16 protein-coding genes are annotated in these 21,610 nt (G+C 58.8%); 2 read left to right on the top strand and 14 right to left on the bottom strand.

Going from position 1 to position 21,610, the window contains the following annotated elements; translation table 11 throughout:
- Positions 1-5 precede the first annotated feature (5 nt).
- Positions 6-1,646 carry a vWA domain-containing protein gene (locus WBB95_RS10750; RefSeq protein WP_424487569.1) on the bottom strand — a complete coding sequence of 547 codons (1,641 nt, stop codon included), beginning with the start codon at positions 1,644-1,646 and terminating at the stop codon, positions 6-8.
- Positions 1,647-2,183: 537 nt separating this feature from the next.
- Here WBB95_RS10750 and WBB95_RS10745 point away from each other — a divergent pair.
- Complete coding sequence (locus WBB95_RS10745) at positions 2,184-3,452, top strand: M10 family metallopeptidase C-terminal domain-containing protein (protein ID WP_424487568.1); 1,269 nt, start codon at positions 2,184-2,186, stop codon at positions 3,450-3,452.
- A 53-nt stretch (positions 3,453-3,505) separates the two neighbouring features.
- On the opposite strand, the gene WBB95_RS10740 is transcribed toward WBB95_RS10745, so the two are convergent.
- The 8 genes from WBB95_RS10740 to WBB95_RS10705 all read right to left on the bottom strand — a co-directional run bounded on the left by WBB95_RS10740 (position 3,506) and on the right by WBB95_RS10705 (position 8,107).
- On the bottom strand, positions 3,506-4,156 hold the full coding sequence (locus WBB95_RS10740; protein WP_424487567.1) for a DUF799 domain-containing protein: 651 nt from the start codon (positions 4,154-4,156) through the stop codon (positions 3,506-3,508).
- Complete coding sequence (locus tag WBB95_RS10735; protein WP_424487566.1) at positions 4,153-4,515, bottom strand: DUF4810 domain-containing protein; 363 nt, start codon at positions 4,513-4,515, stop codon at positions 4,153-4,155. The genes WBB95_RS10740 and WBB95_RS10735 overlap by 4 nt, the downstream gene beginning before the upstream one ends.
- Positions 4,516-4,541: 26 nt before the next feature.
- Complete coding sequence (locus WBB95_RS10730) at positions 4,542-5,225, bottom strand: CsgG/HfaB family protein (protein WP_424487565.1); 684 nt, start codon at positions 5,223-5,225, stop codon at positions 4,542-4,544.
- Between the two features lie 43 nt (positions 5,226-5,268).
- Entirely contained in the window at positions 5,269-5,850 is a 582-nt protein-coding gene (locus WBB95_RS10725; protein WP_424487564.1) for a hypothetical protein, read from the bottom strand.
- Between the two features lie 4 nt (positions 5,851-5,854).
- Positions 5,855-6,067: a hypothetical protein gene (locus tag WBB95_RS10720; RefSeq protein ID WP_424487576.1), complete on the bottom strand. Its 213-nt coding sequence runs from the start codon at positions 6,065-6,067 to the stop codon at positions 5,855-5,857.
- A gap of 18 nt (positions 6,068-6,085) precedes the next feature.
- Positions 6,086-6,874 carry a signal peptidase I gene (gene lepB / locus WBB95_RS10715; protein WP_424487563.1) on the bottom strand — a complete coding sequence of 263 codons (789 nt, stop codon included), beginning with the start codon at positions 6,872-6,874 and terminating at the stop codon, positions 6,086-6,088.
- Positions 6,875-6,941: 67 nt separating this feature from the next.
- Positions 6,942-7,637 (bottom strand): hypothetical protein, encoded by a 696-nt coding sequence (locus tag WBB95_RS10710; protein ID WP_424487562.1) that lies wholly within the window; start codon positions 7,635-7,637, stop codon positions 6,942-6,944.
- Positions 7,638-7,714: 77 nt separating this feature from the next.
- On the bottom strand, positions 7,715-8,107 hold the full coding sequence (locus WBB95_RS10705; protein ID WP_169876735.1) for a DUF2846 domain-containing protein: 393 nt from the start codon (positions 8,105-8,107) through the stop codon (positions 7,715-7,717).
- A 514-nt stretch (positions 8,108-8,621) separates the two neighbouring features.
- Between WBB95_RS10705 and WBB95_RS10700 the strand changes: the two genes are divergently transcribed.
- Positions 8,622-8,879 (top strand): hypothetical protein, encoded by a 258-nt coding sequence (locus tag WBB95_RS10700; RefSeq protein WP_177006290.1) that lies wholly within the window; start codon positions 8,622-8,624, stop codon positions 8,877-8,879.
- Between the two features lie 694 nt (positions 8,880-9,573).
- On the opposite strand, the gene WBB95_RS10695 is transcribed toward WBB95_RS10700, so the two are convergent.
- The 5 genes from WBB95_RS10695 to WBB95_RS10675 all read right to left on the bottom strand — a co-directional run bounded on the left by WBB95_RS10695 (position 9,574) and on the right by WBB95_RS10675 (position 21,274).
- Positions 9,574-10,017, bottom strand: a complete 444-nt coding sequence (locus tag WBB95_RS10695; protein ID WP_424487561.1) for a hypothetical protein — start codon at positions 10,015-10,017, stop codon at positions 9,574-9,576.
- Between the two features lie 255 nt (positions 10,018-10,272).
- A complete protein-coding gene (locus tag WBB95_RS10690; protein WP_424487560.1) occupies positions 10,273-10,731 on the bottom strand; it encodes an SMI1/KNR4 family protein in 459 nt (152 codons plus the stop codon).
- Positions 10,732-10,840: 109 nt separating this feature from the next.
- A complete protein-coding gene (locus WBB95_RS10685) occupies positions 10,841-11,419 on the bottom strand; it encodes a hypothetical protein (protein WP_424487559.1) in 579 nt (192 codons plus the stop codon).
- A gap of 2 nt (positions 11,420-11,421) precedes the next feature.
- Positions 11,422-19,521, bottom strand: coding sequence for a filamentous hemagglutinin N-terminal domain-containing protein (locus tag WBB95_RS10680; protein WP_424487558.1), 8,100 nt, complete (start codon positions 19,519-19,521; stop codon positions 11,422-11,424).
- A 31-nt stretch (positions 19,522-19,552) separates the two neighbouring features.
- The gene (locus tag WBB95_RS10675; protein ID WP_424487557.1) at positions 19,553-21,274 is read right to left on the bottom strand and encodes a ShlB/FhaC/HecB family hemolysin secretion/activation protein; all 1,722 of its coding nucleotides are present in this window, start codon (positions 21,272-21,274) and stop codon (positions 19,553-19,555) included.
- Positions 21,275-21,610: the final 336 nt, after the last annotated feature.

Raw genomic sequence — 21,610 nt, 5'->3', positions numbered from 1 at the left:
TGAGATCAGCGCTTGAGGCCTTGAGCCAATTCCACCAGTTGCACGAATTCATTGCGCAGCCCGAACGGGTCGTCGCCCCGGGCCGAGCGCGCCAACGCGGCGGTGTCCTGCAAACGCATGCTGCCAGTGTAGCGGCCATCGCCCTTGAGCTGTTGGGCGAAGGCGGCGACGGCTGCCGAGAAGCGCAGGTCGTCGCTGGCCGGGGTCGCTTGGGCGCTGATGGGCCGTTCAATCAGCAGGCTCTCGCCACCGGCCGCGGGTTTATAGCGCACACGCAACATCGCCAGCTCAGCGGAGGTGTTTACAGCGGCCGGCGCGGCGGCGTAGCGCAACGGCTCCAACCAGCCCTTCTGGCCTTTAGGCACAATTTCGTACAGCGCGGTCACCGTGTGGCCTGCGCCAATTTCACCGGCGTCGACCTTGTCGTTGTTGAAGTCCTCACGTTTCAAGGCACGATTTTCATAGCCCAGCAGGCGGTATTCGCTGACCTGGGCCGGGTTGAATTCGACCTGCAGTTTTACGTCGCGCGCCACCACCGCCAGGGTCGAACTGAGCTGGTCCACCAGCACTTTTCGCGCCTCGCGCAGGGTGTCGATGTAGGCGTAGTTGCCGTCGCCCGCGTCGGCCAATTGTTCCATCAGGTGTTCGTTGTAGTTATCCACACCAAAACCCAGGGTGGTGAGGGAAACCCCGCTTTTGCGCTGCTCGACGGCCATTTGCTTGAGGCTGTCGAAATCGCTGACGCCCACATTGAAATCACCGTCGGTGGCCAGCAGGATGCGGTTGATGCCTTTGTCGATAAACCCGGCGCGGGCCATCTGGTAAGCCAGTTCGATGCCGGATGCGCCCGCGGTGGAGCCCCCGGCCGTCAGTTGGTCGATGGCATCGCGGATTTTGCTTTTGTCCCGGCCGGACGTGGGTTTGAGCACCACACGGGACTCACCGGCATAGACCACCAACGAGACGCGGTCCTGGTCGCGCAGTTGGTCGACCAGCAACTTCAGGGTGCTTTTCACCAGCGGCAAGCCTTCGCGGCGGTCCATGGAGCCGGACACGTCCACCAGGAACACCAGGTTGGCCGGCGCCAGGTTTGCCACGGTGCGGTCGGAGGCTTTGATGCCGATGCGCAGCAGTTGGGTATGCGGGTTCCACGGCGTGGCGGCGAGTTCGGTGGTCACGCCGAAGGGTGAGCCGTCGGTGGGCAGCGCGTAGTTGTAGGGAAAGTAATTGACCATTTCCTCCAGTCGCACAGCGCCTTCGGGCGGCAGGCTGCCTTGATTGAGGAAACGTCTTACGTTGGCGTAACTGCCGGTGTCGACGTCGACGCTGAAGGTCGAGACAGGGGTTTCGGCGACGCGACGCACCGGGTTTTCCGGCAGGTTGGCGTACTGCTCACGCGGCTCACTGCGGTAGGGCATCGCTGCCGAATCCTGCATCACCAGGCGCGTGGTCATTGGGGCAGGCATGGCCATGCGTTTGCTCAGAGCGCCTTGGGCGGGCTCGCTGTGCAGCGCTGAAACCTCGGCGGCTTCAACCGGTTTTGGTACATCACGGGAAGAAGAAAGCCCACACCCCGCCAGCGTTGCCAGCAAGGTAACGGCGACGCCTTGGGCAGCAGGACGCAGTTGCAGAAGAGGACGGGACATTGGCTTAACCTCGTGTATGAATAAACCGCTCACAAGGTCAGACGCAAAGCGTCAGGGGTTCGGGTTAACGGCCAACAATGCAGGAAAAATCCGAGCGGGCGCCTCGGGCAAATCCCTGGGCTGTCGCGCGTCCCACAGCGCCGGGGCCAGCGTTGAAGTTAAACATTGCGTGAGCCAACACACGCCTGCCTGAACGTCTTATAAACCCAGCGAAAAAGATTTACGCAGACACATATCGACCTTTGGATATTTAACGTCGCACTGGCAGTTTTACACTTGGCAAAAGGGAGCCCGCACACGTGATCACGTAAGGAAAAGCGTAAATACCCACCAGGAATCGGCATCTTGAGAATCGATTTAAGAACGTTCTTCTACCCCTCCCCTGCACAGGCCAATCATCAGGCCCACCGTGCTTCCCGGCCCTCCGTGTTCCGGGCCATCTTCCGACCGTTCATACACCCCCACGGCCAGCACCGGTTTGTGCGCCCGGCTCAACACTTACCCCTTCAATACAACCGCCGTTCGGATACCTCGGCGATGGGCACTCACACTCCAACCCCGGCTAATGCTGACCCCACGCTGCGCGCGGACGACCCGCATATCACCCGGATCAACAAACAGTCCTTTGATAAACAACGCGCCGTTGAGCAACTCACGCAGAGCACGGGCCCCTGGCAGGACTGGAACCGAAACGGCAAGACCGAGATTTCTTATCACTTCAAAAACGACGCGGCCGGCAGCTTCAGCGACGCGCAGAAACACGAGGCCCGGCGTTCCATTCAGTCCTGGAGCGATGTGGCCAACCTGAGCTTCACTGAAAACGGCAGCCGGGCAGAGGGGCGATTGTCCTTTCGGATTTCCAACAGCGAGGTTGCCGCCCAAGGCTTCTATCCCAGCCCCCATGTGCAAGGCGGCGATACCGTCTACAACCCCAATTTTGTGGCGCGCACGGTCATAACCCATGAAATCGGTCACACCCTTGGCCTGACCCACCCGGGCCACTACAACGGCCAGGCGACGGAAGATCAGCGGGTCTACGCACAAGACTCAAAAGCCCATACCGTCATGAGCTATTTCGACGCTCAAGGCAGCGGCAAACAGCTAGGCGAGCGGCCAAAGGCGCCGATGATGGATGACATCAGCGCCATCCAACACACGTACGGCGCCAATCATCAGACCCGCCGGGAGAACAACACCTACGGCTTCAATGCCAACAACGACAGGGATTACTACACCCTGAAAAACCACCGGGATACCGCTGCGTTTTGCATATGGGACGGCGCCGGCAACGACACGCTGGACGTCTCGGGGTACGGCAACAACCAGGTCATCAACCTCAAGGCGGGTTCGTTTTCCGATGTGGGCGGCTTGCAAGGCAATGTCTCTATCGCGCGCGGTTGCACCGTCGAAAATGCGATTGGCGGTTCAGGCCACGATGCACTGATCGGTAACGACGCCGACAACCGGCTGACGGGCGGCGGCGGCGCCGATCGCTTGCGCGGTGGCCGGGGCGCCGACACGTTCGTCTACCACCACGCCAGCGACTCCACGCCTGAAGCGCCGGATGAGCTCATGGACTTCACCAGCGGCACAGACAACATTGACCTGCGCGGCGTCGAGAAAAAAGCGAATACACGCCTGACCCTCGTGAACGCATTCAGCGGGCGCGCGGGGGAGACAATCGTGAGCTTCAACCCACAGACCTATCGCTACTTCATTGCCGTAGACCTGACCGGCGACCGAAACCCGGACTTCCTGGTGAAGAGCACGCAGGTGATCAAACCCAAAGACATTCTGGTGAATTGATCACCCGGTGCCTTTACTGACCGGGGGGCCAGTAAAGGCTGCATTTCGACAGATCAGTCGGTGCCGTATTTCGGGTTACGCGGGCCGTACAGAATGCCGGTGCGTTGCCCCGCCGACAGCAGGCGCGCGCTGGTGATACCGGCGATCGGGTGCGCGGCATCGGTGGAGCTGTTGATCACCTGCTTGACCGCCGCCGTGATCAGCATGCCCACCAGGCCGCCGCCATTGTTGTTGCCTTCTTCGCTGGACGCGCGCGCCGAGCCGGTCCACAGGGTGGTGCCGGTGCGCAGGTCGACCAGTTTGGCCGAGGCCGTCACAGAGGTGTCGCTGGAGATCAGCATGTATTTGGTGCCGTACTCGCTGACGGTGATGTACAGCGCCGCATCCGCGCCAAAGATGTCATGCAGCTTGCCCGGCGCCACGGCCTGGATATCGTTGGCGGTGGTCAGGCCGTTCTGGCGGAACGTTTCGTCCACCAGGGCAATCGGCAACACGTAGTAGCCGGCTTCGGCCAGCGGGTAGGTGACTTGCGACACCATGCTGTACGACGCCTGCACTTCGGGCGACTCGTTGACCGGCGGCAGTACCAGGATCGACTTGGGCCGTGCCTGTTTGTACGCCGTGTAATCAATGGTCTTGGGGGCTGCGCAACCGCCGAGCAAGGCCAGGGCCAGCAAGGCGCCAGTGAGTTTTAACAGGCTCATTTAGTGGCGACTCCGGTCTTGGCGTTTTTCAGCAAAAAGTCCATGTAGGAAGCAGACTCGGGGAACAGCGCCTTCTCGGTGCGAAACTCCTGCACCATCTGGTCATCCTTGCCCATGGTCATGTACAGCATGCCCAGGTGCGCGTGGTAACCCGGCGGCGCCTTGCGGCCACTGGCGTTGATCTTTTGCAGATCGCGCTCCAGTGCTTCCACCTGCGCTTCCTTGGGCTCGCCCTTGAAGTATTCGTAAACCTGCGGCTGGTAGCTTTCCCACTGATACAGGGGTTGGGGCGCCGTTTGGCACCCGGCGACCGTCGCGATTGCTGTCAGCATCAGCGCCAACTTCACTGCCTTGCTCATCCGTGTACTGCTCCTTGGCGTTTTTATTATTGGTTGCGCGGGTTCCAGGCGCCGGCGTTGATGCCGTCGACCAGGCGGTTGATCGCTTCGCGCATGGCCAGGTCGAGGACCTTGCCATTGAGGGTGGAGTCATAGCTGGCGGTGCCGCCAAAGCCGATCACTTCACGGTTGGACAGTGCGTACTCACCCGCGCCCTGGGTGGAATACACCACTTCAGAGGTGCTGATGTTGACGATATTCAACGCGACTTTGGCGTAAGCCACCTGGGTTTTGCCACGGCCGAGAATGCCGAACAACTGGCGGTCGCCGGTCTCTTTGCGGCCGAACTCGGTCACGTCGCCGGTCACTACGTAGTCAGCACCCTTGAGCTTCTGCACGGTGCCTTTGATCGCAGCTTCCTGGGAGATTTCGCCCATGTTGTCGCGGTCCAGCACGCTGAAGCGGTTGGTTTGTTGGAGGTGGGTAATCAGGATGGTCTTGGCCTGGCCGCCGAGACGGTCGACGCCGTCGGAGAAGATGCCGCGCATGTAGCTGGAGCGGTTGTCGAACTTGCCCACGGCAATCGGCACGCGCACGCCGGAATAGGCGACGTTGGCGCTGGCGACTTGCTCCACCGGCAGCGCGCGGTTGCTTTCAGTGGCGCAACCGGCCACGGTCAGCAGCGCTGCGGCGGTGAGGCCCGACAGCAGGATTTTGGACAGTGTTTTCACGTGGTGCTCCTAGAGTGAGAGATCAGCCGTTGCAGCAGTAAAACTAACGGGAAGGAATGTTGCGCAGGTCGTCGACGATAAACCGGCTCAACAACCCGGTGTAGTAGGACTCAACGCTCGAATTGCCGGAGTTGGTCAGCACGCCGGCCATGGTTTTCATGTTCTGCCAGTCGCCCCTGTAACCCGCGGGCATCAGCCCCTGGCGAGCTTGAGAAAAGTGCAGTATCTCGGCATCGGCCTGCTTGATCTTGACCGAATAGTGGAAGTCGACACTGGCGAGAATGGTGTTGTCATCGACGATGGCCGTCATGAAGCCACCTTGGGTGTCCTGGATGCGCCGCGTATAGATAACGCTCACATCCAGCAGGTAATCGGCCTTGTCTTTGCTGGTGGCGTAGCGCTTGGCCTGGAGCAGACGGTTGACCAGGTCGACGCCCAGTTGCTGGCGGACCTTGGCATCCGGCAAAAAGCGCTCGTTCTTGCCCACCACGTCCACGTCGAAGGTGTCGAGCCAGTAAGTCGCCGTCTTGGGAAGGGTGACCGGCGCCGGTGAGAGGTAGTAGTCCGGCTTGGAAGCGCAGCCGGCCATCAGGCAGATGGCCAGGAGAAAGGCAAAAACACGCATTGCTTTATTCGTCCCTGAAAGGTGGCATGTTGCCAGTGCGGCGGCATTTTACGGGGTTGCCCACCGGACTCAAGTGCTTTCGCTCCCGCGCCGGGGTATAGCCGCCCAACGGCAGGTTGCCCGCCAGACGCAAACCGGCGCCCAGTTCGCCCACTTCATAGCGTTGCGATTGGGTGCTCAACGCAGCCGAAGAACCCTTCTCGTCGAAACCGGCCATGCGCACGAACCTCACGCATCAAGGGAAAGTGGTACCGATGCGCCCCAGCTCACCCGAGAACCAGATGCCGGTCACTTTGCCGACCACGTCCTCATCGGCCACCTGGCCCATGAAGCGGCTGTCATTGCTCACATCACGGTTGTCGCCCAACAAGTACACATGGCCCGGCTCGACGCGCAGTGGCGCCAGTGCCAGGGAGTAGTCCTTTTCGACGCGCGCGGCCGGCGCGTGGAACAGCCCCAGGTTCTCGCCGTTGCGGATCAACTCGCCATTGACGATGGCCAGCGTGTCGCCGCCAACGCCCGCCACGCGCTTGACCGCCTCGGTGCCGTTCCAGCGGTACACCACGATATCGCCCACCTTGGGCGCACCTGGCCGCAAGTCCGAAATGATGTAGTCACCGACCGACAGCGTCGGTGCCATCGAGCCCGACGGTATGAAGTAGTTTTTGAAGCCCAGCAGCGGCGCGCGGAACACCTCGAATATGAGCAAGGTGATCACGATCAACACACCCACGTAGAGCACATGGAAACGCTTGCGTGGTACGCCCGGCGGGCCGTCGTAATGGCGGGCAATCACGGCGGAGGCAATCGCGGAGGCCAGCTTGAGCGTGATGATAAAAGCGATGAATACATACAGCCCGACAGGTGTGGCGGCCAGCCCGCTCACCCCCATCAGCACAACACCGATATACATCAGCGCCGCCACCCGGATGGCCCATTGAATGCGCCCGACGTACACCAACCCCCAGCCTGCGACCAGGCAGGACATCAAAAAAGCGAGGAGCGAGAACTTGCTGGATTTCATTGATCATCCTTGATGATGGGTTGATGCCTTGCGGCTCATGACGCAGCCGGCGTATTCACGCGCAGGGCTACTTGAGTTCCTTCACCAGATACCCGCTGGAGATCTGCGTAATCCCCGTGAGCGCACGGCGCAGGGCCACAGGGTCGGTGCGATAGGTGTCTGGCGTGTAGCCGTAGACGTTCTGACCATTGAACGGGGTGACCGTCTCGACTGTTTGCCAGAGCATCTCGCTGCCACGGTCCATGCGCGCCACCACAGTGAGCGTGGGGTACACCACGCTGCTGAAGCCCTGGGTCAGGCGAAAGCCCCACTCCGTGACGGTGAGCTGAATCTGCGCATCGGCGGGTTCATCGTCGCCTACCACCTTGAGTGACGAAGTCTTGCCCAAGGCGTCGATAAAATTCTGTTTGAGCAACACACCCACATCAATCTGCTCGGCGTTGACCAGCGCGACAATCGCCGTAGGCGTCGGCAACGCGGCCAACTCGCCGGCCTTCATGCCCGCCGCAAACCCCGCGCCCGACAATGCTGCCGTGCCAACCTTGGATGCCCCGGCCGCCATGCCGATGCCCGCGCCGAGCCCGGCACCGACCGCCGCGCCCCAGGCCTGTTCGCGGCCCATGTAGACCATCTGTTGCGACTCCCACTTCACGGGCAGCACTTTGACGGTCTTGACCTGGGCGCGGTGCTCGGGGGTGAGAGGCTGGCTGACGCAGCCGCCGAGGATGAGCGTAGAGAGGAGGATCAAAAGGAGGTTTTTCACATCAGTCCTTTAATGTTTGGGGAGTTAACAGCGACAACGGCCGAGCACAGGGCCCGGCCGCTTAACGCCTGTTCAGATTACTTGCTTTCTTTTGCCACGGTGCCCAGGGACGCATCCTTGACCAGGTAACGGCCTTCCACATCGCTCAGCACTTTGAGGCTGTTGCGCGCCACGGCGAAGCCCATTTCGACTTCCTGCTTGAGGTAAACCACCTCACCGGCCTTGACGTTGATCGGCATGTCGGCCCAGTTTTCAGCTTTGGAGCTGATCACGTGCTGACCCGGAGTCACGAAGAAATAAATGTACTGGTTACCACGGTTGTAACCCATCTCCGAGTCGGCTTCCTTGTCATCCAGGAACACGTTGAAGCGCACCATCATCCCGACGTTGCTTGGGCGTACCACATAGACCAGGCCTTTATCGGCGACGGCGGCCTTGGGCAACGAGTAGTTGGCCACGTCGGCCTGCATCTTCTCGACCGACGGCGTCGAGGAGCAGCCAAACAGGGTGGCAAGGGACAATACAACAGCAGCTTTGCAGAACAGCTTGATCATGGACTTCTTCCTTGTGGTTAACGGTGAAACGGGTTGGGTGCGCCGGCGAGAGGCCGGTGCGGGTGCTTTGATGCGCTGAGTCATCGCCAATGTGTCAGCAAGAATGGCGGAGACGTGAGGCGATGTTATTGTGCCATCAGTTTGACGCCTTGCGTGGGTTTGGGTTGGGGGCTTATAGTCCCGGCCGTCGCCCAAACAGGGCGATCGGGTTTGGCGACCCGATAACGAGTGCAAAAACGTTCTGCGTTTTTTTTGCAGGCTTTTTTGCACCTGCAGAGTCGCTGTTATGGCGGCTGTGCGCGGGAGACCTTCGGGTCTGCCGGTTACTCGTTTCCGGTTCGCCAACCTGCGTACAGCTGCCACCTATTCGTTTGGCGACGATCAGGTGATGGCTCAAACCATCAAAACGAGGTTTCAAATGAATCAATACATGCCCCTCACGGGCCACGACTGCACCGTCCCCGCTCTCCTCATCGACACCCAAGCTCCCCTCGACGTCCTCCACGACGCCGCCGTGTTCCGCATTCGCGCCGTCACCCAACTGCTGGAAAACCTCGCCTTCCGCGAACAGCTCAGCAGCGATGCCGTAGTGCTCCAAGACTTCGCCCATTTGCTGGCCATTCCGCTGCGCGATGGGTGTGATTTGCTGGACGTCATCAGTCGCAGGCTCAATGCCGATCCATCCTGAGTAAAAGCCGGGCGGCCCTGGCGCCGCCCAACTGATGCGCGCAACACCAGTGGGCCTCGCTATTTGTCACACATATAACTGACTAAAATACGTATCAACCAAATCGCTGGGCCAAAAAGACAGTTCAGAAAATTCAAACGATTCACACACCGCAATGCAACCTCTGAGCGGCGCAGGTATATCATTGATTCCCGCCGTAACAGGGTCTGACCCTATTTTCTACTTTTCTCTGCTTAAGACAGCAGTTAAAAGACATAACATCCTTTTATGTTAGACGTTTCATATCTCCATGACTTTATTAGTCGATCCGCAGCGACAAAAACCGAATATCGACAATCTCTAATCCAAGTCATGTAATACCGCCTGCCTCCGTTTTCATCAACAACCTTATCAAACGTCTTATTCTTATTTACAGGCGACCAATATGAGTCGCCACATCCGCGCGTGCAGCCTTTGTAAAGGTGGGAATCGAACTGAGTACCTATCCAGAGATTCATTCCATTTTCCCAATTGGAATGGGAAGGTGCGCAACCAACCAAGGCCGACAACAATACTATTAAAAACCATTTATTAATTTTCACGCTTTTTCTCCGACTCAATTGCTGGGCGGTATTTATCGTACAGGAAGGAAATAGGGGGCAGACCACCATTAATATAAACCGTGGTCTGACCCCTATTTTCCTCAACTTCCCCCTTAGCTTACGCAACACACTCGATCCCCAGCCAGATAATAAAGCCCCTCAAGCCTTCCACGAACCGAAGGAAGGTTAAGGAGCGGCTCTGAAACATAAGAAATTGGCAAATCGGATCTAAGTAAATCGGAGAAATCAGAACTATCCCACGTGGGTTGTACTATACCGTTCCAAAAGCTGATGGTTTCCCCCGCTTGCGACAAGATAACTGGCTTTAGGTATTCAACCAAACAATCAGAACCCCAATATAAATAACCAGAATATACAGAGCCACTTACTCCAAAAAAATTAGCTCTTACAATAATCTGAAAATCTGAGCAAGTTTCTTGTTCGGCCAGAGGACGCACTGTCAACTCATCCTCTACGGTATCGTCCATCGGAAAAAACCAAACACCAAAATCAGCAAGATCATCAATGGTCAGTTCGTAGACTTGTTTATCCGACATAACAAACACCCCTATTTTATTAAATGTTGTACCGATTTAAAAAGCTCAGGGCGGCCAATATCTCCGTAGGCTTTTTGCAACCCTGTACTGATCTGATCTGGAGTATAGCTAGCCGCTTTACCTCCCGTCATTGGAGGCAAAAAAAGGGGACAGATCTGTGTAAATTAAACAAAGATAATTAAATAAATCTGCCCGCTTTTCCGCAGTTCTTTGCACCTAGAACTTCTCAACCATTTTTAAACGAATAATCATTATTCAACCGAAAGAAATTATTCTTTTTTCTAAAAAATCGATAAAGTTTTTCGCATACAAACTAGAAGCTTGATCAGAAAGGTCAAGCCTATAAACAGTATACTCCCCATCATTAAGACCATCGTCCGTGGCAAAATAAAATGATTCACCTGCACCCGGCGGTTCACAGATAAAGAGCCTTTCCTTCCCACACAACCCATTTCGATCGTTAACGATTGATATATAAACGATATCACCACCCCTTACACTATCAAAATCCATTTCGTAGATACTATAAATCTCCTCCCCAGATATTTCCCCGCCAGAATAACACTTCAGCCACCATTTATAGCTATCAGGCAACTTCAACCCAAGACGAGTTTCAGCTTTATAAATCCACTCACCAGCAATCCTGTCACCATAATCAGCAAACTCAACGAAATCCGACTCTTTAATAAGATTAATTATTCTCGAATAGTCCACGTCTAATTACTCCCCGCTCCGAGCCCGCAACCTCCAATAATCCGACTGATAAGGAAATAGGGGTCAGACCGCCATTAATATAAACCGTGGTCTGCCCCCTAATTCGACTCTATTTCTCCTGATTTATCAGCCCCATCCAATAATCATAGGTTTCTCGAAGTCGAGCGCTCGTTCTTGAACCGTCAGCAAGGCCGCATGCGAATGCGTTAACCACGCGCATCGGATTGGTGGGGAGCTTCCCGGAGGCGGAGATAACAGGCTGACCATAATCCGCTTGCTTTTTATTGCCTTTCAACTGAGACCACGTAAGTAACGGGTTATTTCTGACAGCGACCTCACCATAATACATACCCACTAACACAGCCAAAGACCTTTCTTCATCGGACATATCAGATACCTCAACGCCCGCCGCACTGGCGACTGAGTCCTCAGCGAGTGTGTCGCCTTTTGACGACAGGTTGACTTTGGTCATTTGAAAAGCCAACCACTCTGCTAATAGATCCAGAGACTCCGGGGAGAAATCTGCACGCCAATCCTCATACCCAGGCGTCTGCCACACTGCTTGAATTAATTCATCTAAGCAGTAGGGTTTATTGAGCATGAAACCCTCATAAAAACCATTGAGTTCCTTCGTGCTCATAGACGCAAAGGCTGTTGTAACTGGCGTATAGGCTGTTGTGAACTTCATTGTTAATGCACCTTTATCTTAATGCCCGCCTCGGTCAGTGCCTTTTCTAGTGCTGCCGCAGGGCCAACGCGTCCCGTAACAGGGCTCTTGAAAAAATTCCATGTTACGCCATTGACTAAACCGCGTCTTAGCAACTCTGCATCTTTCGCGACTTGAAGGGCGGTATTGGCGTCCAGCGACGTGTAACCCACCTTGGACTCATGAGCCATGTTGCCGGGGGCTAACTGGTCGACAACTCGGGCTCCCTGTGTCGTTTGAAAGGTCACTTGAGACTGGCCACCCAGCGGCCTGAGCAGGTCTTCTCCTATCTTGCCTGTTGCTCCGATTTCTGACGACGGATTAGGTGAAACAATTCGCGTTGATCGCTCGCCCGTCAAGGTGTAGTAGTTGCCATTACTGCCCAGGTAAATCTGATTGCCATTGCCATCCAGTGTTCCGGTAGCCTTGTAAAGCCCACCGCCTGGCCCTGTCACAGTCCCATCGTTGCCCTGCGTATATCCTTTGGGAACACTGTAGCTCGCGTCGTTTGCGGCCGGTTTGCCGGTACCGACAACTTTTGTCTCTCCGGAAATCAAGCCAGACGGGCCTTTATTATCCCTTAAATACTTGATCGCCTTTTCAAGCTGAACCAAACCCGCTGGATCGACCTCCCCCGGCAAACGTGTCCTCGATTCGACTTTACCGCCACCGGTTGCAGCACCATTTAATAACGACAGCCTATCCATGGACGGGCCCCAGTCTGCAATCTGTTTCGCCAAATGGCCGGCCACGAGCACAGAGCGACTTATGAGTTCGGTTTTGTATCCCTCACACACATCTGTCTGGCACTCGATAGACATCAGCTCATCCAGCGCGACAATTACGCCAGGGAGCTTATCTTTGGCGAACATCGAGCTGCTAATACCAAGGGCATGCTCCGTGTTATAAATACTTTCTTCATTATAACGTTCTTTATTCCATTTATTTTGCTGACACTGAGTGTCCTTGCCACAGCCTTTCATGTCTGCCGCGAAAGACTTTACATCCGAATGTTCAAGGTAGTTATAAACCGTACCTTGTTGCGCGACCCACCCAGCCACTTCCTGATCTTTCGCAGTACCCCCTAATCCTGCCGCAGCCGTCATTCCGATTAATTGTGAGGTCATCGCAAGAACGCGACCATGCGCCTCGCCTGGAAACATCTCAGCGCCGAATGTTTGTATGAGCGCCTTGTTCGCACCGGCCGCAATCGCGCCCGCTGCAAAGTCGCCACCTGCGGCCTCCGCGATCAATCCGCCCACAATGGCATGCACCGCCACTTTGGTGCTTAGTCCTGTTCCGCTTAATTCGGTACCAACACGTTCATAAATCATTCCAGAAAGAACGCTGGCGGTTAAATCAATGGCTGCCTGACCCACATTTTTAGTAAAGCTGCCGCCGCTCGTTACTGTTCTCAACGCAGAATTGACGGCCAGTTGTCGACCTAAGTCTGAAGCCGTCAGGCTTTCTGTAACGCCCGCAAACTTAGCGATTGCACCGCTCAACCCCGCAATCGCGTAGCCTTTAAGGCTCTCGCCGGAAGTGACGTCCTTAGCGATATCACCGAGATTCCCTCTGTTATTAATCGTGCTGGTTGCACCTTTTACTGCCACGGCAGTAACAACAGAGTTAGCGGCAAGTCCGGTTGTGGTTGAGGAGGCCGCACCAACGAGGCCTGCGCCCGCTCCCCAGGTGAAATAAGTGACGATGATGGCAATCACCAACGCCGCGCCTCCCCCCAGGCTGGAGTTGTCATACTTGAAGCTATCGTGGACCTCTTGAACCCTTCTCCAATCGACATCCCCACGCTTTTCGGCTTCTTTCAACCAGGCCAACTGTGGATCTGCCTTTACCATCGCATCGATGGCCTGACTGACTGTTTGTTGATCTACATGCGTGACGTCAATCTTCAGGCCGTCCACCGCATTGATAACAACTTTCCCTTGCGCAACCAACTCACTCTGGCGCAGCGTCTCGTCGGTAGTGCCTTTACCCTTGGCACTGGTCCAAACCAAGCTGTTTTTGCTCTTCTCGTGACTCTCCTGATGCAGGTCCTTAACAGCTTCAAAGGTGATAGCCCCTCCACTGTCCAGGGTTAGGTCCTTGCCACTCTGAAGCTTAGCGAGTTGATAGGTCTGATCACCGCCACTTTTGAGAATCAGGTCGCCACCTGTCTTGATCTCAGTCCCCACGTTTGTGACGCGAGAAACTTCATCACGCTTGGTCTTCTTCGCACCCCAACCGCCGTTCTCCTTCATGTCGTAGAGCGTGTAGGTGCTGTTCTGCGCCGCCAACAGGTTCAACTTATCCCCGCTATACAGATAAGCCTCATTCCCCGCGCTGATCTTGCTCGCCACTATCGTGGTGTCACGTCCAGCCTGGCTCACAAAATCCCCGCCTGCCGTCAGCACGCTGGCCACTTGGGTAGTCTGGTCATCCGAGGTCTTGATGCGTTTTTTGCCGTGCTTTTCCTTGCCCTCGACGTTGTGCATGTCGCTGACGGATGCGACGTTGACGTCGCGGCCGGCGGCGATGGTGAGGTCTTTACCGGCCGTGGCCGTGCTGCCGATGATGTTGACGTCCTGCCCGGCTTTCATGTTGAGGTTGCCGCCCGCCGTGACGCTGGCGGCGAGGTTTTTAACGTCGGTGGTGATGCTGGATTTTTCGCCGCCGTCGCGGGACTCGTGTTTGATGCTGGTGTCGCTGGCGGCGATGAGGTTGAGGTCGCGGCCGGCGGTCAGGTTGGCGTCTTGGCCGGCGGTGAGTGCGCCTCGGTTGGTGAGGTCGCGGCCAGCGTCCATGGCAAGGTTTTCGCGAGCGACGATGGTGCCGGCGCTGGCGTCGGTGAGGGTGCGCATGCCGGCGCCGTCACGCACTTGAATTGCGGTGTTGTCGTTGGTGATGTCGCCTTTGAGGGCGGCCAGGCTGACTTGTTTGCCGCGAATTTCGCCGGCCATGGCGTTGCGGATGCTCTCTTGGGCCAGCAGGCTCAGGTTGTTGCCGGCTTCCACCAGGCCGCCGGTGTAAATGCTACCGCTGCTGACGGCGGAGAGGTTGTTGCTGGCGCGCAGGGTGCCGACGTTGATCAGGTCGCCGCCGGTGACCAGGTTGAGGTCGCGGCCCTGGATCAGGCTGTTGCCGCGCACGTTGCGCGATTCGGCCTGGGCCAGGTAGAGCACCGGCACGAGGACGGTTTGGCCATCGACCACGCGGTTTTCCATCCACACGATGTCGTGGGTCAGGGCGCCGACCTGCTGGCTGGTGAGCGTCACGCCAAGGCTCAGGCGCAGCGCGTCTTTGCTGGCGAGGGCGTTGTCCATCAGGTAGCGGAACTGGTCGGCGTCGCTGTAGAGGCCGCCGGCGAGGAAGCGTTGGCCGGTTTGCGCGAGCACGGCGTCGCGGATCAGGCGGCTCTCGTATTGGCCATCGCCCAGGCGGCGCCAGGCGTTGTCATCGGTGAAGCCGAGTTTGCCGAGCATGTAGTCGGAACTGAAGAAGCCCGAGGTGGTGGCAAATTCCGGGTTGGTCTCGATCAGGTAATGGCTGGTCGGGTCTGGGTTTTTGACGAACAGGCCATACTCGCCCTTGGGCAGCTGGAAGTTCGGGGCGGTGGTGGGGTCGACCGGGGCGAACGGCGTGCCGGTGTAGTCCACGGGCACGAAGCCGCCGCCGGGGGCAACGGCGGCAACCGGCAACACAGTGCCGGGGCCCTGCGCGCTCGGGTCGTTGGCGTGTGTGCTCAGGTTGATGTTGATGCCGCCCACAGGGATGCCGGTCTGGTCATCGCCAAGGGTGCCAGTCAACTGCGCCAGGGTGTTGTTATGCAGCGTGCCGTTTTGCAGGGTACGCGCGACGTTGAGGTTGACGGTGCCGCCGGCTTGCATCGTGGCGGCGTAGCCTGGGCCGCCGTTGTCGGTCCAGGTGGTGACGTCGCTTGAGTGGGCGAAAGGCCAACTATTGGGTGAGCGGTTTTTCAGTTCTTCGAAGCGCGCCTTATCGAAATGCCCAGCCGCCGTGGCCGCATTGAACGCTGGAACGTCGATATATTGCATGCTTTCAAACAAATCGTCGGAAACGTGACCTGGCGTGCTGACAACAAGCTTGCGCTGCCCCGTGCGCGTTGCGGCGCCCTGGTTCAGCAGGTCACCGGCGGTGATACTCAGGTCGCCATTGGCGGCCATCAGGCTGTAGCGGTTCTGCACATTGTCGCCTTGCACCAGCATGTTTTTGCCAGCCACCAGGCGCGCCGCTACCGAATCCTTGGTCGCCGCCTCAAGGTACGTCTCGTAGATGGTGATATCGCCACGCTCCCAGTTGTCGCTCTCGCCGCAGTGCTGGTGACAGATCCAACTCAGGCTGCCGGTGGTCAGCGTCTGTCCGAGTTCAAATTCGTCTTTGGCGTTTTCGATAAAGCCCGCATGGATGCCGATGGAGCCTTCGCTTTCCACGGTGCCGGAGCGGTTGCTGAACAGCACCGCCTTGCCGCCATCCACCGCTGCAAAGCTCAGGTTGCCCTTGCTGTAGACGTCGCCATACAGGTTGCTGAAACCGTTACCGCGCAGGGTCATGTCGCCGCCGCTGAACAGCAGCGAGTCGGCCGCGTTGGTGATGCCGTTGATGGCGGTGAGGTTCACTGCACCCTGGGCGCCGAGGGTGCCACGGTTGTTGATTTGCGCTGCGGCGATATCCAGCTGCTGACGCGCGGTGAGAAAGCCGAGGTTATCCAGGGTGCCGCCCAGTTTGAGCTGGGTGTTCAGGCCCGCGAGGCGCCCGCCGTTCTGGCTGAGGTTATTGGCCGCCACGGTCAGGGTTTGCAGGGCGGACACGCGGCCGCTGTTGGTCATGTCGCCGGTGGTGATGTTCAGGTCACCGTCACTGAGCAGTTCGCCGCCGTTGTTCAGGCTGGCGACGTCAAGGATCAGGCCCTTGCCGCTGGCCATGCGGTCGCCCGCCTTGAGGGTCAGGCCCTGAGCGCTTTTGTAGGTCAGGACTTCATTGAGTTGCACGCGCCCCAGGCCATCGACATTGCCGAACGCCCAATCGGCGCTGCCCATGCCGTTGATTGTGCCCTGGCTGCCGCTGAGGCTGGCGGTGTTGAGGCGGAACAGGCCCAGCCCTGCATGTTGCAACTGGCCGGACTGATTGTTCAGGCTGGCGGCGTTGAGGCTGAAGGCGGTGCTGCCAACTTCGAGGGTGCCGTTCTGGTTATTCACCTGGCCGCTGAGGGTGAGGCTGCTGCTGGCGCCAGCCAGGGCGCGCAGTTGCCCACCGGCGCTGTTGTCGAGGTTGCCGCCGCTGAGGGTCAGGCCGTTGTTGGCCTCGATCAGGCCGCCTTGGTTGGTGAGCGTGCCGCGTGAGGTCAGGTTGATCAGGTTGCCGCTGACCTGGCCGCCCGCGCTGTTGTCGAGGGTCGCACCGCTGACGGTGACCTGTTCTTTGCCGAACAGTTTGCCGCCTCGGTTAGCCAGGGCCTGGACGGTCAGTTGCAGGTCGCCCACCAGGCTCGCCAGCAAGCCGTCGCTGCCGTTATCCACGTTGTCGGCGGTGACGGTCAGGGTGTCGCCTTGCACGGTGCCGCCCTGGTTATTCAGGCTCCCCGCGTCCAGCTGGGTGTGCGCGCCACCGCTGAGGATCAGGCCATTGCGGTTGGACACGTCCTGACCGCTGAAGCGCATACCCTGGTTGCCGGCCAGCAGTTGGCCCGCGTCGTTGTTCAGGTGCTGCGCGGTGATGTCCAGGCGCTTGCCGCGCAGGGTGCCGCCGCTGTTGTCGAGGGTGGTGAGGGCCTTGACCAGCAGGCTGCGCTCGCCGGCATCAAGCGTGCCGCCAGCGTTGGTCAGCAGGTCGCTGACGTTGAAGGTGATGTCGCCGCCATCGCTGACCAGCGCACCCTTGTTGCTGTTGGTGAAAGTTTGCGCGGTGACGTCAACCGAGGTGCCGAGCAGGATGCCCGCGCTGTTGTCCAGACGCTCGCCTTGCAGTTGCAGGAGGCCTTCGCTTTGAATGCGGCCCTGGGCATTGAGCAATTGGCCCGGCCCTTTGAGCAGCAAGCTGACGCCCTGCGCGCCACCGGCCAGCAGGCCCGCGTTGCGGTTGTCGAGGCCTGAGGCGCGCACGTCGAGTTGGTCGCCCACTACGCGCCCGGCGCGGTTGTCGATATCACCGCCGCTGGCGTCGAGCAGCAGTTGCTTGCCGACGATCACGCCGTTCTGGTTGTCCAGGCTTGCCGCGTGCAGCGCAATATCGCCCTGACCGGCCTGTAAGCGGCCCTGGGCGTTGTTGAGCTGTTGCGCGGTAACGAGGGTCAATTTGCCGGTGTTGGCGCTCAGCACGCCATTGGCGTTGCTGCTGAGGCTGCCAGCGTTGAGGTTGAGGTCGGTGCTGGCCTGGGCGAACCCCTGGCTGTTGTTGAAGGCATTGGCGACGGTGAGGTTCAGCGCGCCGCTGTCAGCCTGGATCAGGCCCTTGAGGCTGTTGTCGAGGTCACGGGCATTGACCGTCAGGGCACCGGCAACCACTACGCCATTCTGGTTATTCAGGTTGCCCGCGTTGACGGTCAGGACGTTGGCGATGACTTGCCCGCCGCTGTTGTTGAATGCGCCACTGGTCAGCACCAGGCTGCCGCCGGCCATTTCGATGCGGCCCTGACGGTTGTCCAGGGAGGTGCTGTCGAGCGTGGCGGCCTGGCCTTCACCGAAGCGGATCAAGCCGCCGAGGTTGGCGATGGCCGGTGCGCTGATCGCCAGGTTTTGCTCGCCGAAAATGCGTGCAGTGGCGCCTTGGTTGGTCAGGCTGGCCGTGCTGACGCTGACGGTTTTGCCCTGGAGGATGCTGCCCTGGTTGGTCAGCGCCTGCGCGGCGGTGATCGCCAATGCGCGGCTGGCCAACAGGTTGCCAGTGGTGTTGACGGTTTGCGCGCTCACCACCAGGTCGCCGCTGGCGTTACGGCTGTTGTCTGGCGCTACACCGGCTTCGATGATGCCGGCGTTGCTCACGCTGGCCGCGTTGAGTTCGATGCGTTGGCCGGCGGCCACGCTCTTTTGGTTGACCAGTGCTTGTGCGCTGGTCACTTGAACGTTGCCGGTAGCGTAGACCTTGTCGGTGAGGTTGACGCTTTGCGCCGTCACCTTGACGTTACCGGTGGCAGCGGTTTGCGCCATGCTCAGGTGGCCGTTGGCATCCAGTTGGATGTCACCGCCGCTGGCCGCCAGCGTGCCGTCGAGCTTCACGCCCACACCGGCTTCGGTGCCCACCAACTTGATCGCGCCAGCGTACATGCCGCCCAAGGCTGAGGAGTCAATCGCCAGTTCCGGCTTGGCGCTGCCGTCGTCGGCGCGCGGGGTGGCGGTCAGGGTTTTGGCATCGACGTCGTTGCGCCCGGCGATCACGGTCAGTTCGCGCGCATTGATCTGTGCGTTGATCTTGGCCGAGCGGGTGATGATTTCGAAACGATCGACGTTGCTGGCGTTCAAGCCTTCGCCGTCGATGGTCACGGCGCCGCCATCGACCTGGTAGCGCTGCAACTGGCCGCTGGCGTCAAGTACCGGTTTGCCGGTGGTCAGGGTCACGTTGGGGGTGTTGATGAAGCCGCAACCGCTGCAGGTAATCCCGTAGGGGTTGGCGACGATGACCTTGGCCGACTGGCCTGCCACTTCGGTGTAGCCGCGCAACTGGCTGGGGTTGCCGCCGTTGACTTCGTTGAGGATGACGCTGGCGGCGCCGCCCTTGAGGTTGGGGTTGCCGACGATGTAGCCGCCCAGCTGCGTGTTCACCACGGCGCCGGTGGCGTTGTTGAGGATCACGCCGTTGGGGCCGACGTTGTAGTCCTTGAACTGGTTGTGCGACAAGCCGCTGCCATTGGGCGTGGCGATGTTCACCACGGGCACGCCATTGCCTGCCGCGCCGACGGTGGTGGCGGGGTTGCTCACCACAATGCCTTCCGCCTGGGCCAACAGCGGCTGCCAGAACAGCGCGTTGGCGAGGATCAGCACCAGGCCGCGCTTGGGCAGGCCGAAGAACGTGTCTCGCGGCTTCAGCGCAGCAGAAGGTTGGCGGGCCAGAAAGGCAAAGTGGCGAACATCCATTTTCAGGTTCTCGTTGCAGCGGGGCGTTGAATTACAGGAAGAAATCCATGCGGAAGTAGATCGGCGCTTCGCGCTCGTTCATCACTGCCGGACGTTCCAAAGAGTGCGCAAAGGTCACGCTGGTGCTGACGTATTTGCCACGGGCGAACAGTTCCAGGGAATTGCTCGACACCCGGCCGTGCACGTCGCCGTTGTAGCGGCCATTGCTGATCACGCCTTGGTCGTAGCCGACGCTGGCGCCGTATTCGGCGAATGCCGGGCGCATCCAGTCCCAGGTCACCGGGCGGGCCCAGCGCACGTCGTTGCGCCAGTAGCCGCCGCTGTCGCCGGTGAGCTGCTGGTCTTTATAACCGCGCACCGAAGCCGAGCCGCCGAGGCTCATGCGTTGCGGGCTGAAGAGGATGTCTTCACTGCGTTGGCCGGTGGCCAGGCTGGAGAAACTGAACGACTCGCCCCACAGGCTGAACGGCTGCAAGTAGCTGACGGTGGCGGTGTATTTGCGGTAGCGCGCACTGGGCTGGCGATTGCCGTTCTTGTCGCGCTCGTTTTCAGCCTGGGCGTCAAACGCGCCGATGCCGTTTTGCATGCCCACGTCGAGGTTGACGAAGGCCGTGCCGATGCGGCGGCCGTGGTTGATGCCCCATTGCAACTCGCTGAGGCGGTTGCTGCTGGTTTCAAGGTGGGCGTCGTCGATGTAGTTGTTGGTGCGCAGGTGGGCCAGGCCGACGTTGACCGAGGTCTTGCTGACGTCGTCGCGATGGATCACGCGCTCGGCGCGCAACTGGTGGTTTTCGTTGTCGCCCGACTGCTTGAACTTGAAGGCGTCGGTGTAACCCAGCGCGCGGTAATCACTCTCGCTGTAGGTGTAACTGAAGTTCCACCAACCCCACGGCACGTTGTAGTAGAGCAGGGTGTTTTTCGAGGTTTTCTGGTGGTCGCTGATCGCGTCATGGCCGCCGCGCAGCACCAGTTGGTCGGCGAGGCCAAGCGGGCTGTCCCACTCAAGGCCTGCGCCCCATTGTTGTTCGCCGGTGCTTTTCTGCCCGTCGTTATTGCGCGACAGGCTGGCGCGCCAGGGCTTTTGCGGGGTGTTCTTGACCACCACGTCGCTGCCGCCGATCTGGCTGCCGGGGGTCAGTTCCATTTGCGCCTGCTTGGAGGTCAAGCGGTTCAACTGGTCCACCAGTTGCTCGACCTCACGCAGGTTGAGCGCATCGCCGACGTTGCCGGGAAAGGCCATCGCCAGCTCGCGGTCGGTGACGCTGCTGCCTTCGGCGCTTTTCAAGGCTTCAAGTTTGCCTTCCACCACCAGCACTTGGAGGTGGCCACTGGAGAGGTCTTGCTGCGGCAGGTAGGCGCGGCTAGTCACGCGGCCTTTGGCGATGTAGTAGTCGGTGATGTTTTTGAGCAGTTCATTGAGCTGCGAGACGCCCAGGCATTGGCCGACGTAGGGTTTGAGCAGACGTTCGCGGTCCGGGGCCGACAGGCTGTCGGCGCCTTGCAGCTGGATGTCTTTGATCGGGAAGCAGCGCGTGTCGGCGGGCGTGGCCGGTGCCTGGGGCTTGGCCTCTTTGCCGGGCAGGTCCTGGAGTTCCTGCAGGCGCCGGCTTTGCTCTTCGAGCAGGCGGTTTTGCCGGTCGCGGATCAGGTCTTGATCCCCTGGCGTGGGGGCGGCTGTGGCGCTGTTCAGGCTCAAGTAAGCGAGCAGGAAAGTGCACAGCAAATACCGAGTCCGTGGCAATAACAAAGGCATGTTCGATCCATCGAAAATCAAGGGGCGGCAAACTAACATCGAACTTCCACAGGTCCAAGGCGTTGGACAAGTGGCTCATTCGCTTGAATAAAGTTTGCAAGCCGTTGATAAATAACAGTTATAAATTATCAAAAAAGAGTGACAGCCTGTTACTGAAGCTTTTAATCCGACAGGCGGCGACAGTTTTGATAGCGATCGGGCAAATAGCAGTTGAGTAGCCATCAATTAGCCACTAACTAAGCGCCGAGATAGGTTAGTACCGGGGAATACAGAAAAGTTCGCGGGTGTTTTGTGAATTGGATCCCATTTATCGGAATACCAGGCACAGCAGGTCGA

This window comes from Pseudomonas sp. (genome assembly GCF_049645325.1).
GTDB lineage: Bacteria > Pseudomonadota > Gammaproteobacteria > Pseudomonadales > Pseudomonadaceae > Aquipseudomonas.
Note: the sequence above shows the minus strand (reverse complement) of the source record. Positions and strands in the feature narration are given on the sequence as shown.

What these genes read in the sequence shown, in the direction of transcription:
- WBB95_RS10750 (WP_424487569.1), bottom strand. Translation starts at nt 1,646, where the DNA reads ATGTCCCGTCCTCTTCTGCAACTGCGTCCTGCTGCCCAAGGCGTCGCC.
- WBB95_RS10745 (WP_424487568.1), top strand. Translation starts at nt 2,184, where the DNA reads ATGGGCACTCACACTCCAACCCCGGCTAATGCTGACCCCACGCTGCGC.
- WBB95_RS10740 (WP_424487567.1), bottom strand. Translation starts at nt 4,156, where the DNA reads ATGAGCCTGTTAAAACTCACTGGCGCCTTGCTGGCCCTGGCCTTGCTC.
- WBB95_RS10735 (WP_424487566.1), bottom strand. Translation starts at nt 4,515, where the DNA reads ATGAGCAAGGCAGTGAAGTTGGCGCTGATGCTGACAGCAATCGCGACG.
- WBB95_RS10725 (WP_424487564.1), bottom strand. Translation starts at nt 5,850, where the DNA reads ATGCGTGTTTTTGCCTTTCTCCTGGCCATCTGCCTGATGGCCGGCTGC.
- WBB95_RS10720 (WP_424487576.1), bottom strand. Translation starts at nt 6,067, where the DNA reads ATGGCCGGTTTCGACGAGAAGGGTTCTTCGGCTGCGTTGAGCACCCAA.
- lepB (WP_424487563.1), bottom strand. Translation starts at nt 6,874, where the DNA reads ATGAAATCCAGCAAGTTCTCGCTCCTCGCTTTTTTGATGTCCTGCCTG.
- WBB95_RS10705 (WP_169876735.1), bottom strand. Translation starts at nt 8,107, where the DNA reads ATGCAGGCCGACGTGGCCAACTACTCGTTGCCCAAGGCCGCCGTCGCC.
- WBB95_RS10700 (WP_177006290.1), top strand. Translation starts at nt 8,622, where the DNA reads ATGCCCCTCACGGGCCACGACTGCACCGTCCCCGCTCTCCTCATCGAC.
- WBB95_RS10695 (WP_424487561.1), bottom strand. Translation starts at nt 10,017, where the DNA reads ATGTCGGATAAACAAGTCTACGAACTGACCATTGATGATCTTGCTGAT.
- WBB95_RS10685 (WP_424487559.1), bottom strand. Translation starts at nt 11,419, where the DNA reads ATGAAGTTCACAACAGCCTATACGCCAGTTACAACAGCCTTTGCGTCT.
- WBB95_RS10680 (WP_424487558.1), bottom strand. Translation starts at nt 19,521, where the DNA reads ATGGATGTTCGCCACTTTGCCTTTCTGGCCCGCCAACCTTCTGCTGCG.
- WBB95_RS10675 (WP_424487557.1), bottom strand. Translation starts at nt 21,274, where the DNA reads ATGCCTTTGTTATTGCCACGGACTCGGTATTTGCTGTGCACTTTCCTG.